Origin of the sequence: Parachryseolinea silvisoli (assembly GCF_021190955.1) — a bacterium.
In the GTDB taxonomy this organism is placed as follows: Bacteria; Bacteroidota; Bacteroidia; order Cytophagales; family Cyclobacteriaceae; genus Ohtaekwangia; species Ohtaekwangia silvisoli.
Genome location: NZ_JAIOAO010000006.1, coordinates 225,938 through 245,134 on the forward strand (window position 1 = coordinate 225,938; position 19,197 = coordinate 245,134).

26 protein-coding genes are annotated in these 19,197 nt (G+C 51.5%); 16 read left to right on the forward strand and 10 right to left on the reverse strand.

Going from position 1 to position 19,197, the window contains the following annotated elements; genetic code table 11:
- Positions 1–8 precede the first annotated feature (8 nt).
- Complete coding sequence (locus K7P01_RS28425; RefSeq protein ID WP_267297987.1) at positions 9–851, reverse strand: prephenate dehydratase; 843 nt, start codon at positions 849–851, stop codon at positions 9–11.
- Positions 852–1,185: 334 nt separating this feature from the next.
- On the opposite strand from K7P01_RS28425, the gene K7P01_RS28430 reads away from it, so the two are divergent.
- The 3 genes from K7P01_RS28430 (at position 1,186) to K7P01_RS28440 (ending at position 3,641) form a co-directional block, all read left to right on the forward strand.
- Entirely contained in the window at positions 1,186–1,647 is a 462-nt protein-coding gene (locus K7P01_RS28430) for a hypothetical protein (RefSeq protein WP_267297988.1), read from the forward strand.
- Positions 1,648–1,771: 124 nt separating this feature from the next.
- A complete protein-coding gene (gene gcvT, locus K7P01_RS28435; RefSeq protein ID WP_267297989.1) occupies positions 1,772–2,857 on the forward strand; it encodes a glycine cleavage system aminomethyltransferase GcvT in 1,086 nt (361 codons plus the stop codon).
- A 73-nt stretch (positions 2,858–2,930) separates the two neighbouring features.
- Positions 2,931–3,641, forward strand: a complete 711-nt coding sequence (locus K7P01_RS28440) for a 2-phosphosulfolactate phosphatase (RefSeq protein ID WP_267297990.1) — start codon at positions 2,931–2,933, stop codon at positions 3,639–3,641.
- On the opposite strand, the gene K7P01_RS28445 is transcribed toward K7P01_RS28440, so the two are convergent.
- Entirely contained in the window at positions 3,638–4,756 is a 1,119-nt protein-coding gene (locus K7P01_RS28445) for an acyltransferase family protein (protein WP_267297991.1), read from the reverse strand. The genes K7P01_RS28440 and K7P01_RS28445 overlap by 4 nt on opposite strands.
- 93 nt (positions 4,757–4,849) lie before the next feature.
- Positions 4,850–5,176: a nucleotide pyrophosphohydrolase gene (locus K7P01_RS28450; protein ID WP_267297992.1), complete on the reverse strand. Its 327-nt coding sequence runs from the start codon at positions 5,174–5,176 to the stop codon at positions 4,850–4,852.
- An 85-nt stretch (positions 5,177–5,261) separates the two neighbouring features.
- Here K7P01_RS28450 and K7P01_RS28455 point away from each other — a divergent pair, with 85 nt between their 5' ends.
- The 3 genes from K7P01_RS28455 (at position 5,262) to K7P01_RS28465 (ending at position 7,153) form a co-directional block, all read left to right on the forward strand.
- Entirely contained in the window at positions 5,262–5,651 is a 390-nt protein-coding gene (locus K7P01_RS28455) for a hypothetical protein (RefSeq protein ID WP_267297993.1), read from the forward strand.
- A 66-nt stretch (positions 5,652–5,717) separates the two neighbouring features.
- A complete protein-coding gene (locus tag K7P01_RS28460; protein ID WP_267297994.1) occupies positions 5,718–6,365 on the forward strand; it encodes a DUF2459 domain-containing protein in 648 nt (215 codons plus the stop codon).
- 191 nt (positions 6,366–6,556) lie between these two features.
- Positions 6,557–7,153, forward strand: a complete 597-nt coding sequence (locus K7P01_RS28465; protein ID WP_267297995.1) for an energy transducer TonB — start codon at positions 6,557–6,559, stop codon at positions 7,151–7,153.
- A gap of 68 nt (positions 7,154–7,221) precedes the next feature.
- Here K7P01_RS28465 and K7P01_RS28470 read toward each other — a convergent pair whose 3' ends face one another.
- The 6 genes from K7P01_RS28470 to K7P01_RS28495 are packed head-to-tail and all read right to left on the reverse strand — an operon-like array spanning position 7,222 to position 10,506.
- Complete coding sequence (locus K7P01_RS28470) at positions 7,222–7,896, reverse strand: M15 family metallopeptidase (RefSeq protein ID WP_267297996.1); 675 nt, start codon at positions 7,894–7,896, stop codon at positions 7,222–7,224.
- Positions 7,897–7,913: 17 nt separating this feature from the next.
- A complete protein-coding gene (locus tag K7P01_RS28475; RefSeq protein ID WP_267297997.1) occupies positions 7,914–8,432 on the reverse strand; it encodes an O-acetyl-ADP-ribose deacetylase in 519 nt (172 codons plus the stop codon).
- Positions 8,429–8,881 (reverse strand): D-aminoacyl-tRNA deacylase, encoded by a 453-nt coding sequence (gene dtd, locus K7P01_RS28480; RefSeq protein ID WP_267297998.1) that lies wholly within the window; start codon positions 8,879–8,881, stop codon positions 8,429–8,431. The genes K7P01_RS28475 and dtd overlap by 4 nt, the downstream gene beginning before the upstream one ends.
- A gap of 15 nt (positions 8,882–8,896) precedes the next feature.
- Entirely contained in the window at positions 8,897–9,532 is a 636-nt protein-coding gene (locus K7P01_RS28485) for an NAD-dependent epimerase/dehydratase family protein (protein WP_267297999.1), read from the reverse strand.
- Positions 9,529–9,930: a YkvA family protein gene (locus K7P01_RS28490; protein ID WP_267298000.1), complete on the reverse strand. Its 402-nt coding sequence runs from the start codon at positions 9,928–9,930 to the stop codon at positions 9,529–9,531. Before K7P01_RS28490 ends, K7P01_RS28485 begins: the two co-directional genes overlap by 4 nt.
- Positions 9,931–9,984: 54 nt before the next feature.
- Positions 9,985–10,506 carry a DUF7935 family protein gene (locus tag K7P01_RS28495; protein ID WP_267298001.1) on the reverse strand — a complete coding sequence of 174 codons (522 nt, stop codon included), beginning with the start codon at positions 10,504–10,506 and terminating at the stop codon, positions 9,985–9,987.
- A gap of 69 nt (positions 10,507–10,575) precedes the next feature.
- Between K7P01_RS28495 and K7P01_RS28500 the strand changes: the two genes are divergently transcribed.
- The 5 genes from K7P01_RS28500 to K7P01_RS28520 all read left to right on the forward strand — a co-directional run bounded on the left by K7P01_RS28500 (position 10,576) and on the right by K7P01_RS28520 (position 13,456).
- On the forward strand, positions 10,576–10,920 hold the full coding sequence (locus K7P01_RS28500) for a HesB/IscA family protein (protein ID WP_267298002.1): 345 nt from the start codon (positions 10,576–10,578) through the stop codon (positions 10,918–10,920).
- 87 nt (positions 10,921–11,007) lie between these two features.
- Entirely contained in the window at positions 11,008–11,817 is an 810-nt protein-coding gene (locus K7P01_RS28505) for an MOSC domain-containing protein (RefSeq protein WP_267298003.1), read from the forward strand.
- 14 nt (positions 11,818–11,831) lie between these two features.
- Positions 11,832–12,368: a CopD family protein gene (locus K7P01_RS28510; RefSeq protein WP_267298004.1), complete on the forward strand. Its 537-nt coding sequence runs from the start codon at positions 11,832–11,834 to the stop codon at positions 12,366–12,368.
- Positions 12,361–13,014 carry an SCO family protein gene (locus K7P01_RS28515; RefSeq protein ID WP_267298005.1) on the forward strand — a complete coding sequence of 218 codons (654 nt, stop codon included), beginning with the start codon at positions 12,361–12,363 and terminating at the stop codon, positions 13,012–13,014. The genes K7P01_RS28510 and K7P01_RS28515 overlap by 8 nt, the downstream gene beginning before the upstream one ends.
- Positions 13,004–13,456 carry a c-type cytochrome gene (locus K7P01_RS28520; RefSeq protein ID WP_267298006.1) on the forward strand — a complete coding sequence of 151 codons (453 nt, stop codon included), beginning with the start codon at positions 13,004–13,006 and terminating at the stop codon, positions 13,454–13,456. The genes K7P01_RS28515 and K7P01_RS28520 overlap by 11 nt, the downstream gene beginning before the upstream one ends.
- A gap of 18 nt (positions 13,457–13,474) precedes the next feature.
- Here K7P01_RS28520 and K7P01_RS28525 read toward each other — a convergent pair whose 3' ends face one another.
- Positions 13,475–13,891: a DUF2141 domain-containing protein gene (locus K7P01_RS28525; protein ID WP_267298007.1), complete on the reverse strand. Its 417-nt coding sequence runs from the start codon at positions 13,889–13,891 to the stop codon at positions 13,475–13,477.
- A gap of 215 nt (positions 13,892–14,106) precedes the next feature.
- On the opposite strand from K7P01_RS28525, the gene K7P01_RS28530 reads away from it, so the two are divergent.
- From K7P01_RS28530 to K7P01_RS28550, 5 genes are read left to right on the forward strand one after another with little or no spacing between them, the layout of a single operon-like run.
- Positions 14,107–14,583, forward strand: a complete 477-nt coding sequence (locus K7P01_RS28530) for a (2Fe-2S)-binding protein (RefSeq protein ID WP_267298008.1) — start codon at positions 14,107–14,109, stop codon at positions 14,581–14,583.
- 43 nt (positions 14,584–14,626) lie between these two features.
- Positions 14,627–16,774, forward strand: a complete 2,148-nt coding sequence (locus K7P01_RS28535) for a xanthine dehydrogenase family protein molybdopterin-binding subunit (RefSeq protein WP_267298009.1) — start codon at positions 14,627–14,629, stop codon at positions 16,772–16,774.
- Positions 16,775–16,827: 53 nt separating this feature from the next.
- Positions 16,828–17,253 (forward strand): c-type cytochrome, encoded by a 426-nt coding sequence (locus tag K7P01_RS28540; protein WP_267298010.1) that lies wholly within the window; start codon positions 16,828–16,830, stop codon positions 17,251–17,253.
- 49 nt (positions 17,254–17,302) lie between these two features.
- The gene (locus K7P01_RS28545) at positions 17,303–18,499 is read left to right on the forward strand and encodes an XdhC family protein (RefSeq protein WP_267298011.1); all 1,197 of its coding nucleotides are present in this window, start codon (positions 17,303–17,305) and stop codon (positions 18,497–18,499) included.
- A gap of 57 nt (positions 18,500–18,556) precedes the next feature.
- Positions 18,557–19,144 carry a nucleotidyltransferase family protein gene (locus tag K7P01_RS28550; protein WP_267298012.1) on the forward strand — a complete coding sequence of 196 codons (588 nt, stop codon included), beginning with the start codon at positions 18,557–18,559 and terminating at the stop codon, positions 19,142–19,144.
- Positions 19,145–19,197: the final 53 nt, after the last annotated feature.

Genomic DNA, 19,197 nt, shown 5'->3' on the forward strand with positions numbered 1-19,197 from the left:
CTCTATGGCTACTTGTATTCGATCTTCGCTTTTTTATACTCACCCAAAACATTCAGGTTTTTTACCTGCCGCATGACGGCGCTCATGGCATCGTCATAGTTCTTGCGGCGGCGCCACTCCACATCAATGTGAATGGAGTATTCGCTTGGCCGGCCAATAATCGGAATCGACTGGATTTTGGTCAGGTTAATACGGTTGTCCTTAAACGTGGTAAGCGCATCTGCCAGGCTTCCCACCTCGTTGGCTACCTCAAAACACATAGACGCCTTGTTGCTTTCGATCTTGCGGTCGGCTCGTTTGGCCAGGACCAGGAAACGCGTGAAATTCTTCTTGTGCGTCTCGATGCGTTTTTCCAGAATCTGCAGTCCGAATTTCTTAGCGGCAAATTCGTTTGCAATAGCCGCTGTGTTTTTCAGCTTCAGCTCCTTCACCCGACGGGCCGACAGCGCCGTATCATCGCTCTCGCGGATTTCCACACCATTCAAAGAATGCAGGAAGTCCGAACACTGGCGGATGGCCATGGGATGCGACTCAATGGTCTTAATGTCGCTCAGCTTGGTGCCGGGCAGTGCCAGCAAGTTCATGTGGATGGGCAGGTACAGCTCGCCGATGATGCTGAAGTGATAGTCTTGCAATAAAAAGTAGTTCGGCAGAATGCTGCCCGCGATGGAGTTTTCAATGGCCATCACCGCATAGTCGCTGTAACCATGCTTCAGGCTCTCGCACAGCTGGTGAAATGAAAGGCACTCGACGGTTTCGATCGCCTCCGTAAAATACGTGAAGGCGGCTACCTCGTGAAAGCTGGCTGTGATACCCTGAATTGCGATTTTTAATTTCTTCTTTTTGGCCATATACGTAATCTGTTCCCTTCCATCGCCTCTGAAATCAAGCACAAAAAAAAAAGTCCCGGCTAACCGGGACCTTTCTGAGTTATCTTGCTATTCTTTTACAATAACACCACTCTTAGAGTCCCGTTTGGGGTCTAAAAAAGTAGTAGTAAAAATAAAAGAATGTAGTTGTGTTCATTTCTCTGCTGATGTGCTCCAAAGATACACGCATTTTTTTCGCAGATCAAAGTGAACGGAGCATCTTTTACAAACTTTTCAAGAAACTAATGATTGTTAGTCAATCAGTTACAGGCAAATTCACGCCGGAATTGTACTTTTGGCAAAAATCGATATCCAAATGAACACAACCCTGAAAACCGCCCTGTTCGTTTCCGCCCTGCTGGCAGGTGCCTGCGGGTCCAAAAATCAAGAGCACGACCATGACCACGAACATGGCCATGACCACGAGCATCCCGCCGCTGACGGCAGCCCGAACCAGGCCCTGGGGGAAGAGGTCATGAAAGTACACGACGAGGTTATGCCCCGGATGAACGATATCTACAAGTTGAAAGAAGGCCTCAAAAAGAAACTGTCGGAAACCGGCGTAGCCGACGACAAGAAAAAAGAAATAGAGCAGACCATCACCCAGCTGGACTCTGCCAGCGACGGCATGATGGTATGGATGCGCGCCTTCAACCCGCAACCGGACTCGCTGGACGAAGAGAAGACCCGCGAGTACCTGGAAAATGAAATGGAGAAGGTAAAGAAGGTGCAAGAAAACATTCAGCAAGCCATCGCAAAAGCCGAAGCTATACATTGATCCGCAACCGGTATAAAATTAAAATTAACACGTATAAAGAGGCTCCTTTAGGGGACGCCTCTTTTTGTTTGACACGTGTATGGAAATAAGATTTAATTACATTTGCGCCACCTAAACGAGCACTATGGATATAAAACATGTTCCCCTTAACGATCTCCACGCAACGCTGGGTGGTAAGATGGTACCCTTCGCAGGCTTTAACATGCCCGTCCGTTATTCTTCCGACATCGAAGAGCACATGACCGTACGCAACGGTGTGGGTGTATTCGATGTATCGCACATGGGTGAGTTTACCCTCAAAGGCCCCAACGCCCTCGACCTCATTCAGCGCGTGACAAGCAACGACGCCGCGAAGCTTATAGACGGCCAGGCACAATACTCCTGCCTGCCCAACGAGACCGGTGGCATCGTAGACGACCTGATCGTATATAAGATCAAAGACAACGATTACCTGCTGGTCGTCAACGCCGGCAACATCGATAAAGACTGGAACTGGATCAGTCAGTATAATACCAAAGGTGTAGAGATGAAAAACATCTCCGACGACACGTGCCTGTTTGCGGTACAAGGCCCTAAGGCCGCTGCCACGTTGCAGAAGCTTACAAAGACAGACCTGTCGGCCATCAAATACTATCACTTTGCCATCGGCGAATTTGCCGGCGTGCCTGACGCGATTATCTCCAACACCGGTTATACTGGTGCGGGTGGCTTTGAAATCTATGTACACAAGCAATACGCCGAGAAAATATGGAAGGCGATCTTTGAAGCCGGCGCCGAATTTGGTATCAAACCTATCGGCCTGGGTGCCCGCGACACCCTGCGCCTGGAGATGGGCTTCTGCCTGTACGGCAACGACATCGACGACACAACGTCGCCGCTGGAAGCAGGCCTGGGCTGGATCACCAAGTTCACAAAAGAGTTTACCAACAGTGCCGCGCTGAAGAAGCAGAAAGAAGACGGCGTGACCAAAAAACTGGTGGGCTTTAAGATGGCCGAGAAAGGCATACCCCGTCACGACTACGCTGTAAAAGATACGGCGGGCAACGTGATCGGTAAAGTTACCTCCGGCACGATGTCGCCCCTGTTGGGCATTGGCGTAGGCCTGGCCTATGTCACTACCCCGAACGCCGCCGTCGGAACCGAAATTGCCATCGACGTACGCGGCAAAGCCCTGAAAGCACAGGTCAGCAAGCTCCCGCTGATCGGATAAATGAACGTATATTGCTGCCCCGGAGCCCGGCCTACCCGCCGGAACTCCGGGGCATATTTTTTCCATAAAACGTATGACAAAAACCATTGACGTCTGCCTTAGCCCCGAGCTGATGCACCTCTATAATGTACACGACCGCACCGTAGTCGTCGTGGACATCTTCCGCGCCACGTCTTGCATGACCACGGCCCTGGCACACGGCATCCACAGCATCAGGCCCTTTGCCAAGGTAGAAGATTGCATAGCCATGAAGTCGGACGAATATTATACTGCCGGTGAACGTGATGGAAAAAAAGTAGAAGGCTGCGACCTGGGCAACTCGCCGTTTGAATACATGGAAGATTACCTGAAAGGCAAAAAGATTGCCTTCACCACCACCAACGGCACGCAAGCTATTGCCAAATCCGAAGGGGCCCGCGAGATCATCATCGGCTCCTTCCTCAACTTGTCGGCCGTAGCCAATTATTTGCTTGAAGGCGACAACAACGTACTGGTCGTATGCGCTGGATGGAAAGGGAAAGTAAACCAGGAAGATACCCTCTTTGCCGGGGCTCTCGTCGAAATACTAAAGGAACACATCGAACCCGACTGCGACGCTCCCGTCATGGCCCAACACCTATATAACCAGGCCAAGACCGACATGATGGATTTCCTCAAAGACGCCAGCCACGTCCGCCGCCTTGCCAAGCTTAATATTTATAAAGACATCAGCTTCTGCCTCACCCCCGACCACTATGACGTCGTCCCCGTTCTGAAAGAAGGCTTCCTGGTAAAAGCAAGTTAAACGCGTATATAAATCTTCCTCCGATCCAGCAGATACCCCACCGACCAACAAATCATCATAAAAAAGAAAGCAAACAGGAAAGAAGCATTCATCGGACTGGCAAAGCTCCCAAACACATCATGAAATAACCATCCCACGACATTACTCTGCCCCACCGGAATCAGATAAAACGTAATCAACAATAGCTCCGACAGCAAATATATAAACAGTGGATTTTTCCCAAACACCACAAAGAACCCCGTCCACTTTGTCCGCCGCATCATCTCAATCACATACAGCAACAACGGGATCAACAACAGATCCAACCCCACCGTCACCAACACAAACGAGCTCGTCCAGATCTTCTTATTGATCGGAAACACCATATTCCACGTCAACGCCACAAAGATCAACACAGCCCCCACCATCAACAGTTTCGCCAGGGTTTCATACGTCACACCCTTCTTCCTGATAAAGTCCCCCGCCAGATACCCCGCAATCACATTCACCAGCGACGGTAACGTACTCAAGATTCCTTCCGGCTCGAACGCTACGCCTTCGCCATGATACATATGTGCTTCTCCTAACACCAATTTATCTAACGCGTTACCCGCATAACCCGTCATGCTATACGGATCAACCGCATCGCCAAACGCATAGAGAAGAAACCAATACGCCAGCAGCACCACAATACTAAAAACGACAGCAAAGGTCTTGGAACCATGGTACACCACAATAGAGGCAATCAGGTAACAAATCGCAATACGCTGCAACACCCCCAGTATCCGCGTTTCTGAAAAAGGCTTTAACGTCCAGGTATGAAAGTCTACATACGGGAACCAATACATCAGGAATCCCAGCAAGAAGATAATAGCAAACCGCTTCAACGTCTTGCGCCAGAACAAACTACTCCCCTCCTGCCCGGCATATTTATACATCACAAACGCCATGGCATTGCCCACAGCAAACAGGAACGAAGGAAAAACAAGATCAGTGGGCGTAAAGCCATGCCACGTAGCGTGTAGCAAGGGCGGATAGGCAATGCTCCAGTCGCCCGGAGAGTTCACAATGATCATAAAGCAAACGGTCATTCCCCGGAAGACGTCCAAGGCCAGGAAGCGCTGGTTTTCGGCCATAAGTAGGTATTGATTAGGTATACGAATCTGTCTTATTTTTTCGACAGCACCAAGTGCACATAGACACACTTTTGTATACGCGTGGGTTACACGCTACTGGAGCTTAGGATTGTTCTTGTGTCGATCCTGATCGCGCACGGTCTTCTTGGCAAGATTCTTCTCAAAAGCGTCCGTTAGGTTCACCCCCGTTTGGTTTGCCAGGCAGATCAGCACCCACAGCACATCGGCCATCTCATCGCCCAGGTCCTTGCCTTTATCCGACTCCTTCTCCGACTGCTCGCCATACCGCCGCGCCATGATGCGCGCCACTTCGCCTACCTCTTCCGTAAGGATCGCCATATTCGTAAGCTCGTTGAAATAACGTACGCCGGTGGTCGTGATCCATTGATCCACGCGTTCTTGTGCTTCTTGCAGAGACATGATGATGAGTTTGGCTGTAAGATGACAAAAATATTATCAAAACGAAACCGGGTTACCAGAAGGGGTTTATCGAATAAAGGGGGCCATGGACATCCCGCTTAAATCAATTACAGCTTGCCTTCTTTTGGCAACGCTGGCATCCTGCGATTATCTTATCTCCTATCGTGGTTTTGTATTGGATGCCCAGACCGAAAAGCCAATCAAAGACGCAACCGTGATCTTTGACAAGCGACCGTATAAAACGGATTCCCTGGGGTATTTTGAAATTCGATATCTGGGTGGTCGTCCCGACTACCATTTCTCCGTAGAGAAAAGAACATACCACAAAGGACAATTAACGATCGAATACAATGATAATTGCGAAGTCTATAAAGTAGAGAAGATGGATATAGCACAACAAATCCCCTTCAACAGCATGAACTTTAAGGTAACAGATGACACCCTGACCTTCTATTTAAAAAAGGTCCTCGAATAGTTACTGCTGGGTCTTCAACTAATATCCAGCACTGGAAATAAAGGGCGCTCGCCGATAAGCACAAAAATGAAAATATTTAAGAGAATACTAAAATGCCTTCTTCTCCTGGTGGCCATCCCTACGGGCTACTTCACAACCGCCTTTTTGTTAACTTCCATAACGGTAAACAAAAATTCAGACGAGATCACCTCCAAGAGTAAGACCGTATATTTGAGCACGAACGGCGTTCATTTAGACATCATCATATCAAAAAAGGATATCCCTCCCAGTCTTCTGGAAGACATCGTTCAGCTGGAAAATGAAGAGTATATATCGTTTGGTTGGGGCAACGAAAACTTCTACATCAACACCCCTACCTGGGCCGACTTGACCGTTAAAAACGCTTTTCAGGCAATGTTCTTAAACGGACCAACACTCATGCACGTAACCCGATACAGACAGAAAAGCACATCCTGGACCGAAGTTAATCTACAGGAAATCGAGTTGAAAAAATTGAACGACTATATTCTACAATCTTTCCGATTAAACAACAACCACAAGATCATATTACCAGACACTGGCTACACTCCGCGCGACAATTTCTACAAAGCAAATGGCGGCTACTCTTGCCTGATGACCTGTAACACCTGGGTGAACGTTGGCTTCAAAGAAAGCGGTCTAAAGGCGTGCTATTGGACACCGTTTGATTTCGGCTTACTCGATAAGTACAAATAATGAATATACCAACAAAAAAAACTCGGACCTCATAAGGGTATACGTGTATGAAGATCACCAAGCATATAGCGTGACAACAATCCTACATAATTACTCTCGATCGGTGTTTATTTGAAATAATACCACCAAATGGCGGGGCGGGCACCATAATTTAGGTATACAGAATATATACATTCTAATAAACCTATAATATGAACATGCGTTTTAATGTTTTAACACTAATATTCCTTTTTGCCCTCTGTCAAGGTTGTGACACCAAGAGCAAGGAGGCTGCTCAACGGACAGCCGACAGCACTGCTCTTGCTAACCAGGAAGCGGCTTTGGCGACAAAAAAAGCGGAAGAAAAAATTGCGCGCCGGGCAAAGCTTACCAAGGAAAGTGCAGAACGAGCGGAACAGCGCAACGCTGCCGCGGCTGAAAAGGCTAAGAAATCCATAACGTATAAAGACGCGACGGGCAAATTAATCTACATTAAGGCGGAAGTTTCTCCTGAATACGCCGGTGGCGAGCAGGACATGCGAAAATATCTGAAAGATAATCTGAAGTATCCCGATGCTGCGCGTGAAAGTGGTGTAGAAGGGACAGTATTTGTAGATTTTGTTGTTGATGATAAGGGAAAGGTACGTGACGTCGTGGCGTCTGACGCTGTCGGTGACAATGTAGATATAGCGCTGAAAGAGGAAGCCGTACGGGTCGTGGCATCCATGCCAGGTTGGCTGCCGGCCAGACAAAAAGGAAAAACTGTTTCTTCAGCCTTCAGCATACCCATAACATTTGAACTGGAGTAATTCGGTTTCATCAGAATATAAAAAGGGCTTTTAAAAAGCCCTTTTTATTTATCCAGTCTTCCTAAAAGTTACTGTAACTCTTCAAAATCAATATCTAACACGTCGTACTTCGTCCAGCCAATAAAATCGAAATGCCACCACTCCGAACTATTGACTTTAAACCCTTGCTGTTTCATCACTTCAATAATTAGCGACCGGTTCTTCCGGACCTCCGGATCTTTCACCGGTGTAGACGGCCATGCTGCCTTTTGAAATGAATCATATCCTGTAGGCATCTTCAATTCTTGCCCTGTTTTCAGATCGATCAACGTCATATCAATAGCACAACCCCGGTTATGCCGCGATCCTTTATAGGGCGACGCGACATAGGTCGTATCGTGATATACCTCGTAGAACTTCACCGTCGCCTTATACGGCCGGTAAGCATCAAACACCTTTATTCCCAATCCCTTTTCTTTCAGCGCCGCCTGTGCGCGTTTCAACGCCTCGGCCACCGGTTTGCGTGCATATGCCTTTGCCAGGGTATAAATGCGTTCCCCCGTAAAGTTGTTGGTCGTCGCATACCGGATGTCCAACACAATGCCCGGTATTAACTTCTCCAGATCTATTAACTCCTTCGCAGGATTTTCCTTCACGGAAGCTTTATACGCTTCGAGCGTGGTAGGGTTCAACCCATACTTATTCTTCTGTGCAACCGCCACCAGGGGCAGTAGAAAAACAAAAAGCAATATGTAACGCATCATAACCAGGGTTTAACTCATTAGGACTTCGACAACCTTGCCTGGTACAACGCCAGGTTCTCTGCATCAAAACAACAAAAGATGACTTTCTCCAAAGAAGATTCATTCTCCAGAAAGCGCCGCACGGCTGAAATCGCAATGTCGGCCGCCTGCTCCTTCGGAAAGCGATACACGCCGGTGCTGATGTTTGGAAACGCCACCGTCCGCACACCATTCTCCACGGCTACACGCAGGCTATTTTCATACGCCCGCGTCAGCAGCTCGTCGTCTTTCGGCCGACCATTCCATACAGGGCCTACCGTATGGATCACATGTCGTGCCTTCAACTTCCCTCCTGTGGTGATCACGGCTTCACCCGTTGGGCATCCACCCTGCCGCGCTACGATCTTGCGGCACTCCTCCAATATCTGCGGTCCGCCGGCGCGGTGTATCGCACCGTCTACACCACCGCCGCCCATCAGACTGGTGTTCGCGGCATTCACAATGGCATCTATCGCCAGCGTGGTAATATCGCCTTGCATAACCTCTGTCCGACTCATACTTTATTCTTGGTATCCATGATGATCGTCACCGGACCATCGTTCAATAAGCTCACCTTCATATCCGCGCCGAACTCGCCTGTCTGCACAGCCTTTCCCAGCTCGGCCTCCACGGCTTTCACAAACGCCTCGTACAACGGCACCGCCACGGGTGGCTTTGCCGCTTTGATATACGACGGCCGGTTCCCTTTTTTAGTACTGGCCTGCAGTGTAAACTGACTCACGACAATAATGTCTCCCCCTTGCTCCTTAACACTTAGATTCATCACGCCCCCGGCATCGTTGAAGATGCGCAGGTTCACAAGCTTACCAGAAAGCCAGGTTATATCCTCGGCCGTGTCAGCATCTTCAATGCCCACCAGCACCAGTAGCCCGGCGCCGATGGACGCTTTCACATGTTGGTCGATTGTAACAGCGGCGGACGTGACACGTTGAATAACGGCAATCATAGCGTACACACAGCATCAGAACTGCTGCAAATCTTTAGATTCATGAATAAAAGTTCCCTTCTGCTCCTGCGACGCATAGTGCAGCATACCCCGCGCAATCTTCACGGAATCAATAGCCTTATACTTTCCAGGAATCAGGAATCCGAATACTTTATAGAAAAACTTCGCCGCGTCTTCTCCCGTGCGTTGCTCCTGACGAGGACCTAACAACAACGAAGGACGAAAAATATGCAGCGCCTCAAATCCAACCGCGCGAATCGCCTCCTCTACTTCGCCCTTCACACGATTATAGTATACCGACGACTCTTTGTCGGCGCCCAATGCCGAGATGAGCATGTATTGACGGGCACCACTGGAGTAGCCACTCCGTGCCAGCAGCAGCGGGTAATAAAAATCTACCTGGTAAAAATTCTCTTTGGTTTTCGCCTTGGCAATGGTCGTACCCAGACAACAAAAGATATCGTCCGCTTTCAAATGTTGACCGCCGCTCAGGGTTTCCTGTGTAACGGGTACTTGTTCTAGCTTGGGGTGCGTCGGCAGTTCCGTACGCGTGAGTGCCACCACTTTACTATAGCGGTCACTTTCAAGCAAAAGCCGTAACAGTTGACTTCCCACAAGACCGGTACCCCCGGCGATCAGCGCTGTTCTCATGCTACCAGAGAACGGTTTTTCTCCCACAGCAAGAATTTGTCTACCTCTACGCTAACAGCATTGTATACCGCCACGAGCACGGCCACGTCGTCCGTTAGCCCCGTGATCGGCATGAGGTCGGGCAACAGATCAATCGGCATGACGAAGTACGCCAGTGCGGCAACGATCATCACCATGGTTTTCCAGGGTACCTCGCGGTATTGCCCCGTCGCATACGCACGCGAAATACGCCCCAGCACGAGGAGCTTCTCCTTGGCTGCGGCGGCATTAACATCTTTCCACGAAACACTTTTCAACTTCATGCCAAGCTTTGTCAGCAGCAGCACCAGCCGTCCGCGCGTTCCCAGAATACCAGACGCCTTGGTCAGCGCCAGATCAAAAAAACGATTCTTCAGCATCTTTCTCGTTGTTAGGTGTTTTCAATATTCAATTCCACCCAGCGTGGCGCCCGCCTAGAATATACGCTGAATTTCTTTCTTCAGCTCCGTCAGGGCGTGGGCCATGGGGTCTACCGGTTTATTGACCGACTTCTCAAAAATCTTTTTCGAAAGATCCAGACTCGAACTCTCCGGCCCCATTTCACTGGACGCGTCATTGATCGTCACAATCAGGTCTTCCTTGGCCCCCTTTAACAGGTTCCATACCTCCTCGCTCATGTACACCTGCTGGGAGGCATTGTGGTTGTACTCATTCCGGATTTCCGCCAGCAGCAATTGGTGAAACTCCCGGGCCGGCATGCCGGACGCGTTTAACCGCACCAGCAGGTTTTGCGGCGAAATGCGCTCCAGAAATAGCGTCATCCGCTCATAAGCCTGTAACCGGTTGGGAAGCAGCGTTTCGATGCTGCGGCTCCGCACTTCCAGTTTTTTTAGCTCAATTTCCTTTTCGATAAACATGCGCACCAGCAAATACGCCAAATACAAAACGATAGAAGCAGGAATTAGTATTTTACCAAACTCAATAAGTACATCCATACGTGCAAAAAGTAAACTTTATTTACGGTTTGAAAGTTAATAATTTTGTACCACTAAGCGTTTATTTTCATGTTTGACAACCTGCGCCCCATCTCCCTGTCCGATCGTGCTGCCGAAGAGGTGCGCAAAATCATGGAAACCAAGAACATCCCGGCCGACTATGGCCTGCGGGTAGGCATCAAGGGCGGCGGTTGCGGTGGCGTATCCCTCCTGATCGGCTTTGATAAACAAAAAGACACAGACCTGGCCTACACCATCGCCGGCATTCCCGTCTACGTCGACAAAAAACACACTATGTACATCATCGGCAAGGAAGTCGACTTTTACGACGGCGAAGACGCCCGCGGCTTCACGTTCGTTGACTTACCCGCTGAAGCCCAGGCGAAAGCAGACTCCACGCCCCAAAACGCCTGAGCTCCTCCCAATAACTCTACAGCAGCAAACTGTGTACGGACCACTTTTAACTGTACCTTTACACCGCAAACAACGTTGAAGCGGTACATGACCGACCTCCGACTCACCGAAATCTGGATTTACCCCATTAAATCCCTCGGCGGCATCCCGCTGACATCTGCCCGCGTCATGGGCAAAGGACTGCAATACGACCGTCGCTTTATGCTCGTTGGCCCGGATGGTGTATGCCTCACCCAACGCGAGCACCCCATCATGGCCCTGTTCAAACTTTCGCTGGACGGCGACCAGATCCTGATCCGTCATAAAAACGATGTCCTCGCACTGCCCGCCGTACCGACTGTATTCGCGGAGCCCGAGCAGGTGCGCATCTGGGACGACACTGTTGCAGCCCAGGGCGTAGGCGCCGAATACGACCAGTGGTTCTCCTCCCGCATGGGAATGAACGCTCACCTGGTATACTTCCCCGAAGGCAACGCCCGCCCCGTAGACCCCCAATACAAAGTAAATGACGAGCACGTCGGGCTGGCCGATGCATATCCCTTTTTGGTGATTGGTCAAAGCTCGCTCAACGACCTCAATAGCCGCCTGGATACCCCGCTGCCGATGAACCGCTTCCGCCCGAACCTGGTAATAGCCGGCGCCGACGCATATGCCGAAGACACCTGGCGCGACTTTCGTATCGGCGATACCCGCTTTGTCGGCGTAAAGCCTTGCGCACGCTGTGTATTGACCACCGTTGATCAGGACACAGCAGTAAAAGGAAAAGAACCCCTGAAGACGCTGGCAAAGTATCGCTCGCGCAATAACAAGATATACTTCGGCCAGAACGCCGTCGCACTCGACCTGCAATACATCACCGTAGGCGACCCCGTCACCATACAAACCACCAACTCCTAGCACACTGTAGGCCGATGACGCACCTGTATTTAAAAGCCGCACACATCATCTTTATCGTCACCTGGTTTGCCGGTTTGTTTTATATGCCGCGCCTCTTTGTCTACATTGTCGAGGCGCACGGCAAAAGCGAACCCGAGAAATCGATCGTGCTGAAGCAATTGAAAACAATGGCGTCGCGTTTGTGGTTTGGCATCACCTGGCCGTCGGCCGTCGTCACCCTGTGCCTGGGTGCCTCGATGGTCATCAACCAGCCGGAGTGGCTCAGCATGGGGTTCATGCACATCAAGCTCACACTGGTATTCTTTTTATACCTCTACCACATCTCCCTGCATGTCATCTTCCGGCAGTTGCAAAACGATGTAGTAAAATATACCTCTACCCAAATGCGCATCTGGAACGAAGTGGCTACGCTCTTCCTGATCAGCATTGTATTTTTGATCGTATTAAAAAATGCGCTGAGCATGCTCTGGGGTCTCGCCGGCCTGCTGGCAGTCACCATCCTCATCATGATCGGCATCCGTACCTATAAGAAATTCCGCAAAAATGATTAAGCCAAACACCATGCCCCGCGCGTTATTTTCATACCTGTCTCCCGTACTGCTCGCCGTAATCCTGTTGCCGGCTGCGTGCATTGAAAAAAAGGAAGTGCCGCTGCCTATCCTCGGGGCCCGTGAAGTAAACGGCACCGACACCGTGTACCACACCATCGCCGATTTCAAATTCGTAGACCAGGACAGTACCATCATCACCAACAGCACGTTCGACAACAAAATCTACATCGCCGACTTCTTCTTCACTTCGTGCCGCACCATCTGCCCGATCATGAAAACACAAATGCTGCGGGCGTACGACTCCCTTCAAAACGACCCGAACGTACTGTTCCTCTCACACACCATCGACCCCGAATATGACACGGTAGGCCTGTTGCACGATTATGCCGAGCGCCTCGGCGTAAAAAGCGACAAGTGGCACTTCGTAACCGGCGCAAAAGACGATATCTATAAGATCGCTCAGACAAGCTACTTTGCCACAGCCATGGAAGCCAAAGAAGAACCCGACGGTTTCATCCACAGCGGCGCCTTCCTGCTCATCGACAAACAACGCAGAATCCGCGGTAAATACGATGGCACCAAAGAAGAAGACGTAAACCGACTGCTGACCGACATTCGCCGCCTGGAAAAAGAAAATGCGAAGTAAGTATGTATTGATCGTCGCCGCCCTGACGGGGAGTTTACTGTTGGCCTGCTCAGGCCGCAAACAGGACGACACCACGGGATCGGTACCCGAAGGCGACACCAAATTCAAACAATATTATATTCAAGGCGAGCAGCTATACACCAAACACTGCAGCAACTGCCACCAGAAAAATGGCACCGGCCTGGGCCTGCTCTTCCCGCCGCTCAACGTCTCCGACTACATGGAGGAAAACCGGCCGGAAGTTCTTTGCCTGATGCGCCACGGCAAACAAGGCCAACTGACCGTAAACGGCAAGAGCTTCAACAAAGCTATGCCCCCCATCCCAACACTCACAGACTTAGAAATCGCCGAGATCGCCACCTACATCTACAACACCTGGTCTCACCACCAGGGCATCATCGACGTCCGCGAAGCCACCCAAATACTCTCCAAATGTCAGTAGTTCACTCTCACACTGATGCTACATATACTTCAACTTCAACTCCTGCCTAACCTTCTCCTTCTTCACCACCACCTTCGCCTTCTCAAACGAAGGCGGCCCAAATGTCCCCATGGCGTTATTCCCAAACGCAAACCCCTCCTTAGGGATACCCACTACGTTGCTATCCATCTCCCCATTCCCATTCTCATCGTGCAGCACACTCACGGCATAATCCCCCGCGGGTAAATTCTCAAACACCACCGTCACGTCTTCTTTAGAGGCCTTCACCACCTTCCCCTCAATCGCGTTCTTCAAAAACGTACCCTCGTTGTTAAACAACCCCACCCGAATTTCTCCCTTCGCCTCACGAATCTCCGTCACCTTCACTTCGATAGAACCCTGGCTCCACGCCATCACCGGCAGCCATAACAAAACAATCGATAATAGATTTTTCATAGCACAAACACCTTATTTAAAACCATTCTAATCAATATACAGAAATACCACCTTTTTTCCATCCGCTACAATCTGTCGTTCGTCTACTCCCTGGCTCCACTTGTAACACAAATGCAACTTCCCCGGAAATGAGTACATCCGCGCTGCGGAAGAAGTGCTTCCTTTGCTTCCAAATTTCGTAACTTAAACCTGTTAGCAACTCAAACACCTGCACCATGGCATCCTTAACACTCAAGATCAATAACAAAAACTACACCGTCGACGCCGATCCGAAGATGCCCCTGCTCTGGGTCATCCGGGATATTGTCGGACTGACCGGTACAAAGTATGGCTGCGGTATTGCCCAATGTGGGGCGTGCACCATACACCTCGACGGCGCTCCGATGCGCTCGTGCTCACTGCCAGTATCGGCTGTGGCCGGCAAAAATATCACCACCATCGAAGGCCTCTCCGACGACAACAGCCATCCCGTTCAGCAAGCGTGGATCACCGAGCAAGTACCACAGTGTGGCTACTGCCAGTCGGGCCAGATCATGGCCGCTACAGCGCTGCTCAAGAAAACACCGATGCCCACCGACAAAGACATCGACACCGCCATGCAAGGCCACATCTGCCGCTGCGGCACCTACCCGCGCATACGCAAGGCTATTAAAACAGCCTCTACGCTCATGACGCAAAAAGCGTCGAACTAAATTATACTCTACACCATACGTATCCTACAGACACTACGATACCATGAGCACGCTATCCAGAAGAAACTTCATAAAACTTTCCAGCCTCACGGGCGCTGCCCTCACGCTGGGCTTTTACTCCCACGGCAAAGAAACGTCCATCCTGAAAATGGACACCGCCGGGAACCTGGGCGTCGACCTCAACGCCTGGATCTCCATTGATACCTCCGGCAAAGTCACCATCACCAATCACCGCGCTGAAATGGGCCAGGGATCTTTTCAATCCGTGCCCCAGATCATCGCCGAAGAATTGGAAGTAGACCTCAACTCTGTTAACATCGTCTTCGCACAAGGCAACAGCGCCAAATACGGCAGCCAGATCACCGGTGGTAGCTCCACCATACGCGGTACCTATAAAAAGCTGTTGAACCTCAGCGCCACCGCGCGCGAGATGCTGATCGAAGCCGCCGCCAACAAATGGAAAGTACCGCATGGCGAATGCTACGCCGAGAATGGGCACGTGATTCATAAACCCAGCGGTAAAAAATTCCACTACGGCGAGCTCGTACAAGAGGCATCCAAGCTCACACCACCCAAACATGTCAAGCTCAAGCTGCCGGAAGAATATAAGATCATTCGCAAGCCTATACCACGCCAGGACACGCCGTCGAAGACAAATGGCAAAGCCATCTTCGGCATGGACAAGCGCCTGCCGGGTATGCTCTACGCCGTGGTAGAACGCAACCCGCGCTTCCAGGGCAAAGTAAAAAGCTTCGACGACACCGAAACCAAGAAGGTACCTGGTGTAAAATATGTCATCCCGGTAAAGACAAGCGTGTTTGCCACCTTCCGCGAAGGCGTAGCAGTTGTCGCCGATAGCCTGTGGGCCGCCATGCAGGGCCGTAAAGTATTGAAAGTAGAGTGGGACGACACCGGCTTCGAGCACCTCAACACCGAGCAGCTGTATACACGCATGAACGAGTCGCTGAAAAGCCCCGGACTCTCCATCCGCACACAAGGCAACGCTAAAGGTATATTTGATAAATCTGACAATAAGCTGGAAGCGGTATATGAAACGCCGTACGAATCGCACAGCTGCATGGAGCCTGTAAACTGTACCGCGCACTACCACGACGATATGGTCGAGATCTGGGGACCGATTCAAGGCCCCGACTGGGTGCAAGATTTCCTCAGCCCGCTGCTCAACCTGCCGAAAGAAAAAATCGTCGTCAACATGACCTTCCTCGGCGGTGGTTTTGGCCGTAAGGCGTTCATGGACTATCCGCACGAAGCCGCTATCATCTCCAAAGAAATAAAAGCGCCCGTACAAGTCGTATGGACCCGCGAAGACGACACCACGCAAGGCCCGTTCCGCCCGGGCATGGTATACGGCTGCAAAGGATCGCTCAGTAAAGAGGGCAGCATCACATCCTATGCCCTGCGCACCGCCGGACAGAACATGGACCACCAATGGCTCAACGCCAACAAAGAGGCCTACAACAACTCCGGCTCGGAAGGTTTCCTGGAAACATACTTCCGCTCCATTCCGAACTACGACTTCTCCGACTCGCCGCTGGATGTTCCTATTCCCGTCATGTGGTGGCGATCGGTATATGCCTCGACGAACGCATTCGCCATGGAAAGCTTCATGGACGAGCTCGCCGCCAAGGCTGGCAAAGACCCGTTGGAATTCCGTCGTCAGCATTTACACGACGAGCGTTACCAGGCCCTGGCCAATAAACTGGAAGAAGTATCGGGCTGGAAGAATCGAAAGAAAAATGAAGGCTATGGCGTTGCCATCACCGAGTGCTTCTCTACCATCGTAGGTGAAGTGGTAAAGGTCTCAAAGAAAAGCGACGGCAAAATCAAGATCGACAAAGTATGGGCTGTGATGGATTGCGGCTGGTATGTAAACCCTGATATCATTCGGGCACAAGTAGAAGGCAGCATCGTCATGGGCCTCGGCGCAGCGGTAACACACGCCACGCACTTCAACGATGGCAAGGCCGTGGAGCAAAACTTCAACACCTACAAAATGCCACGCATCATCGACACGCCGGAGATCGAAGTCCACATTATGGACAACGAAGAAAAAGCGGGCGGTGTTGGCGAACCGTCCCTGCCGCCCTTCGCCCCGGCACTGACAAACGCAATCTTTGACCTCACCGGTAAACGCGTACGCAAACTACCCTTTAGCCTGGACGCCGTATAATGCGTCCTGGAATAATATTTGAATAAGTATTCAATAGACCGACAGACACATACATGAACAAAGTAATCACAACAGCCCTGGTACTCACCGCCGGCATCACCTTCTTCTCGTTTAAACAATCCGCCTCCACGCGCGACAGCGTGGCCACGGGTAAAGAGATCTACGAAGCGCAATGCATGAGCTGCCATATGGACCAGGGCCAGGGACTTGAAGGTGTATATCCGCCGCTGGCAAAATCAGACTACCTCGCCGACAAAGACCGCCTGGTAAAAATCATCCGCAAGGGCATGCGCGGCCCCATTACCGTCAACGGCGTGCAGTACGACGGAGAAATGACTGGCTTCGAGCTCACCGACCAGGAAACCGCCGACGTCATCAACTACATCCGTACTTCCTGGGGTAATAAACACGCCGCGGTTAAAGCCGCCGACGTACCCGCAGCACTGAACAAAGCATCTAAAGATTACCAGCCGTACTAAGCAGCTGGTAACGCCTTTCGAACGAAGAAGTATGAACGTGTGACGAGCCATGAAAGAGTTTAAGAATATACTGGAGGCCTATAACAAAGTAGACTTTACCCAACGGCGGGCCGTACTGGCCACCGTGGTAAAAGTACGCGGCTCGTCCTATCGTAGCCCCGGCGCCCGCATGCTGATCACCGACGACGGCAAATGGGTCGGCTCCATCAGCGGCGGCTGCCTTGAAGGCGATGCCCTGCGCAAAGCCCGCCAGGTCATGAGCAACCGCGTGCCGCTCACCGTCACCTACGACACCAGCGAAGAAAGCAACCAGAACCTCGGCATCGGCTTAGGCTGCAACGGTATCATCGACGTACTGCTCGAGCCCCTCGACGACGCCGACAACACCAATGCCGCCACGTTCTTCGACAGCATTATCAAGCGTAATAGCCCCGTCGCGCTCGCCACTGTTTTCACCGGCGATACACCAGCCGAAACAGGCCACAAGCTCCTTCTCACAGAAGAGCATGCTATACTGCATCAAACGATTCAGCACCTAGACCTGGCTCACGCGATCGCGACAGACCTTGCCACGCTGTTCACCACACGCAAGTCCGAGGCACGCCAGTATGCGCTGGCCGGTACAACAACAGAAGTCTTCATTGAGCTTATACAACCCACCGTAGATGTGATCCTCTTCGGCGGCGGCTTCGATGCCCGCCCGGTAAGCCAGCTCATGAAAAGCCTGGGCTGGGGCGTCACCGTCACGGACGAATGCGTCGCCCACATCGCTCCGCTCTTCTTCCCGGCCGCCGACAAGCTCGCACTCTGCCAGCGTCAATACGTCGACCGCGACTTCACCATCACACCCTACACCGCGTGCGTGTTAATGTCTCACAACTATGAATACGACCGCGACGTGCTGCGCAAGCTGCTGAGCACCGAAACACCCTACATTGGCATCCTGGGACCGCGTAAACGCTTCGACAAAATGGTGAAGGAATTCAGCAACGAAGGCATCACCCTGACCGCCGACGACTACCACCGCATCCACGCCCCTATCGGCCTGGACATCGGCGCCGAGACACCTGACGAGATCGCCATCGCCATTGCGGGCGAGATCCAGGGTAAGTTCTCCAACCGCTCCGGCGGCTTCCTGAAGTACCGCCAGGCCCCCATACATCATCGCGACAGCCTTAGCGATCAAGTCTTCAAACAAGTATATTTACATACACCTGACGCCGCCCGGTCCGCACAGGGAGCCTGATAGGCCCTGCGGCAACCACTTCCTCTTCTTCGGTACAAAATTTTAACAAGCAGGAAAATGAACATTGGAATTGTCTTGTTGGCCGCCGGCGCATCGGTACGTATGGGCACGGCCAAACAACAACTGCTGCTTGATGGCGAGCCCCTCCTCTGCCACGCCGCCCAAGCCGCCCTGCACGCCGCCGCCACCCACACCGTCGTGGTACTGGGTGCCCAGGAAGCCGTCCACCGCGCCCTGCTGGAATCCCTGCCCGTAGACGTCATGTACAACCCCGACTGGGAAAAAGGCATGGGCAATTCCCTCAAAACCGGCATGCACCGCCTCCTTCGCATTGCCCCCGAAACGGACGCCGCCCTCATCATGGTCTGCGACCAGCCCGGCGTCACCGCCCACTATCTCAATAGCATCATATTAAAATACAGCAAGACCAACGCGCCCCTCATTGCCTCCCGCTACGCCGGCACCGCCGGTGTCCCTGCCCTGTTCGCCAAAAAGCTCTTCCCCGAGCTCATGGCCCTGGATGATAAACAAGGCGCCAAAAAGGTCATTCAACACCACCATGACATCACCACTACCCTCGACTTCCCCGAAGGCGCCGTCGATATCGACACTCCCGAAGACTACCAAAAACTAGTGCGGGTGTGAGCGCAAACAAAAAAAGCCATCCTTGTGGGATGGCCTTCTTGATATTCGATTGT

Coding starts and splice junctions, on each gene's coding strand:
- K7P01_RS28425 (WP_267297987.1), bottom strand. CDS start 851: ATGGCCAAAAAGAAGAAATTAAAAATCGCAATTCAGGGTATCACAGCC.
- K7P01_RS28430 (WP_267297988.1), top strand. CDS start 1,186: ATGAACACAACCCTGAAAACCGCCCTGTTCGTTTCCGCCCTGCTGGCA.
- gcvT (WP_267297989.1), top strand. CDS start 1,772: ATGGATATAAAACATGTTCCCCTTAACGATCTCCACGCAACGCTGGGT.
- K7P01_RS28440 (WP_267297990.1), top strand. CDS start 2,931: ATGACAAAAACCATTGACGTCTGCCTTAGCCCCGAGCTGATGCACCTC.
- K7P01_RS28445 (WP_267297991.1), bottom strand. CDS start 4,756: ATGGCCGAAAACCAGCGCTTCCTGGCCTTGGACGTCTTCCGGGGAATG.
- K7P01_RS28450 (WP_267297992.1), bottom strand. CDS start 5,176: ATGTCTCTGCAAGAAGCACAAGAACGCGTGGATCAATGGATCACGACC.
- K7P01_RS28455 (WP_267297993.1), top strand. CDS start 5,262: ATGGACATCCCGCTTAAATCAATTACAGCTTGCCTTCTTTTGGCAACG.
- K7P01_RS28460 (WP_267297994.1), top strand. CDS start 5,718: ATGAAAATATTTAAGAGAATACTAAAATGCCTTCTTCTCCTGGTGGCC.
- K7P01_RS28465 (WP_267297995.1), top strand. CDS start 6,557: ATGAACATGCGTTTTAATGTTTTAACACTAATATTCCTTTTTGCCCTC.
- K7P01_RS28470 (WP_267297996.1), bottom strand. CDS start 7,896: ATGATGCGTTACATATTGCTTTTTGTTTTTCTACTGCCCCTGGTGGCG.
- K7P01_RS28475 (WP_267297997.1), bottom strand. CDS start 8,432: ATGAGTCGGACAGAGGTTATGCAAGGCGATATTACCACGCTGGCGATA.
- dtd (WP_267297998.1), bottom strand. CDS start 8,881: ATGATTGCCGTTATTCAACGTGTCACGTCCGCCGCTGTTACAATCGAC.
- K7P01_RS28485 (WP_267297999.1), bottom strand. CDS start 9,532: ATGAGAACAGCGCTGATCGCCGGGGGTACCGGTCTTGTGGGAAGTCAA.
- K7P01_RS28490 (WP_267298000.1), bottom strand. CDS start 9,930: ATGCTGAAGAATCGTTTTTTTGATCTGGCGCTGACCAAGGCGTCTGGT.
- K7P01_RS28495 (WP_267298001.1), bottom strand. CDS start 10,506: ATGGATGTACTTATTGAGTTTGGTAAAATACTAATTCCTGCTTCTATC.
- K7P01_RS28500 (WP_267298002.1), top strand. CDS start 10,576: ATGTTTGACAACCTGCGCCCCATCTCCCTGTCCGATCGTGCTGCCGAA.
- K7P01_RS28505 (WP_267298003.1), top strand. CDS start 11,008: ATGACCGACCTCCGACTCACCGAAATCTGGATTTACCCCATTAAATCC.
- K7P01_RS28510 (WP_267298004.1), top strand. CDS start 11,832: ATGACGCACCTGTATTTAAAAGCCGCACACATCATCTTTATCGTCACC.
- K7P01_RS28515 (WP_267298005.1), top strand. CDS start 12,361: ATGATTAAGCCAAACACCATGCCCCGCGCGTTATTTTCATACCTGTCT.
- K7P01_RS28520 (WP_267298006.1), top strand. CDS start 13,004: ATGCGAAGTAAGTATGTATTGATCGTCGCCGCCCTGACGGGGAGTTTA.
- K7P01_RS28525 (WP_267298007.1), bottom strand. CDS start 13,891: ATGAAAAATCTATTATCGATTGTTTTGTTATGGCTGCCGGTGATGGCG.
- K7P01_RS28530 (WP_267298008.1), top strand. CDS start 14,107: ATGGCATCCTTAACACTCAAGATCAATAACAAAAACTACACCGTCGAC.
- K7P01_RS28535 (WP_267298009.1), top strand. CDS start 14,627: ATGAGCACGCTATCCAGAAGAAACTTCATAAAACTTTCCAGCCTCACG.
- K7P01_RS28540 (WP_267298010.1), top strand. CDS start 16,828: ATGAACAAAGTAATCACAACAGCCCTGGTACTCACCGCCGGCATCACC.
- K7P01_RS28545 (WP_267298011.1), top strand. CDS start 17,303: ATGAAAGAGTTTAAGAATATACTGGAGGCCTATAACAAAGTAGACTTT.
- K7P01_RS28550 (WP_267298012.1), top strand. CDS start 18,557: ATGAACATTGGAATTGTCTTGTTGGCCGCCGGCGCATCGGTACGTATG.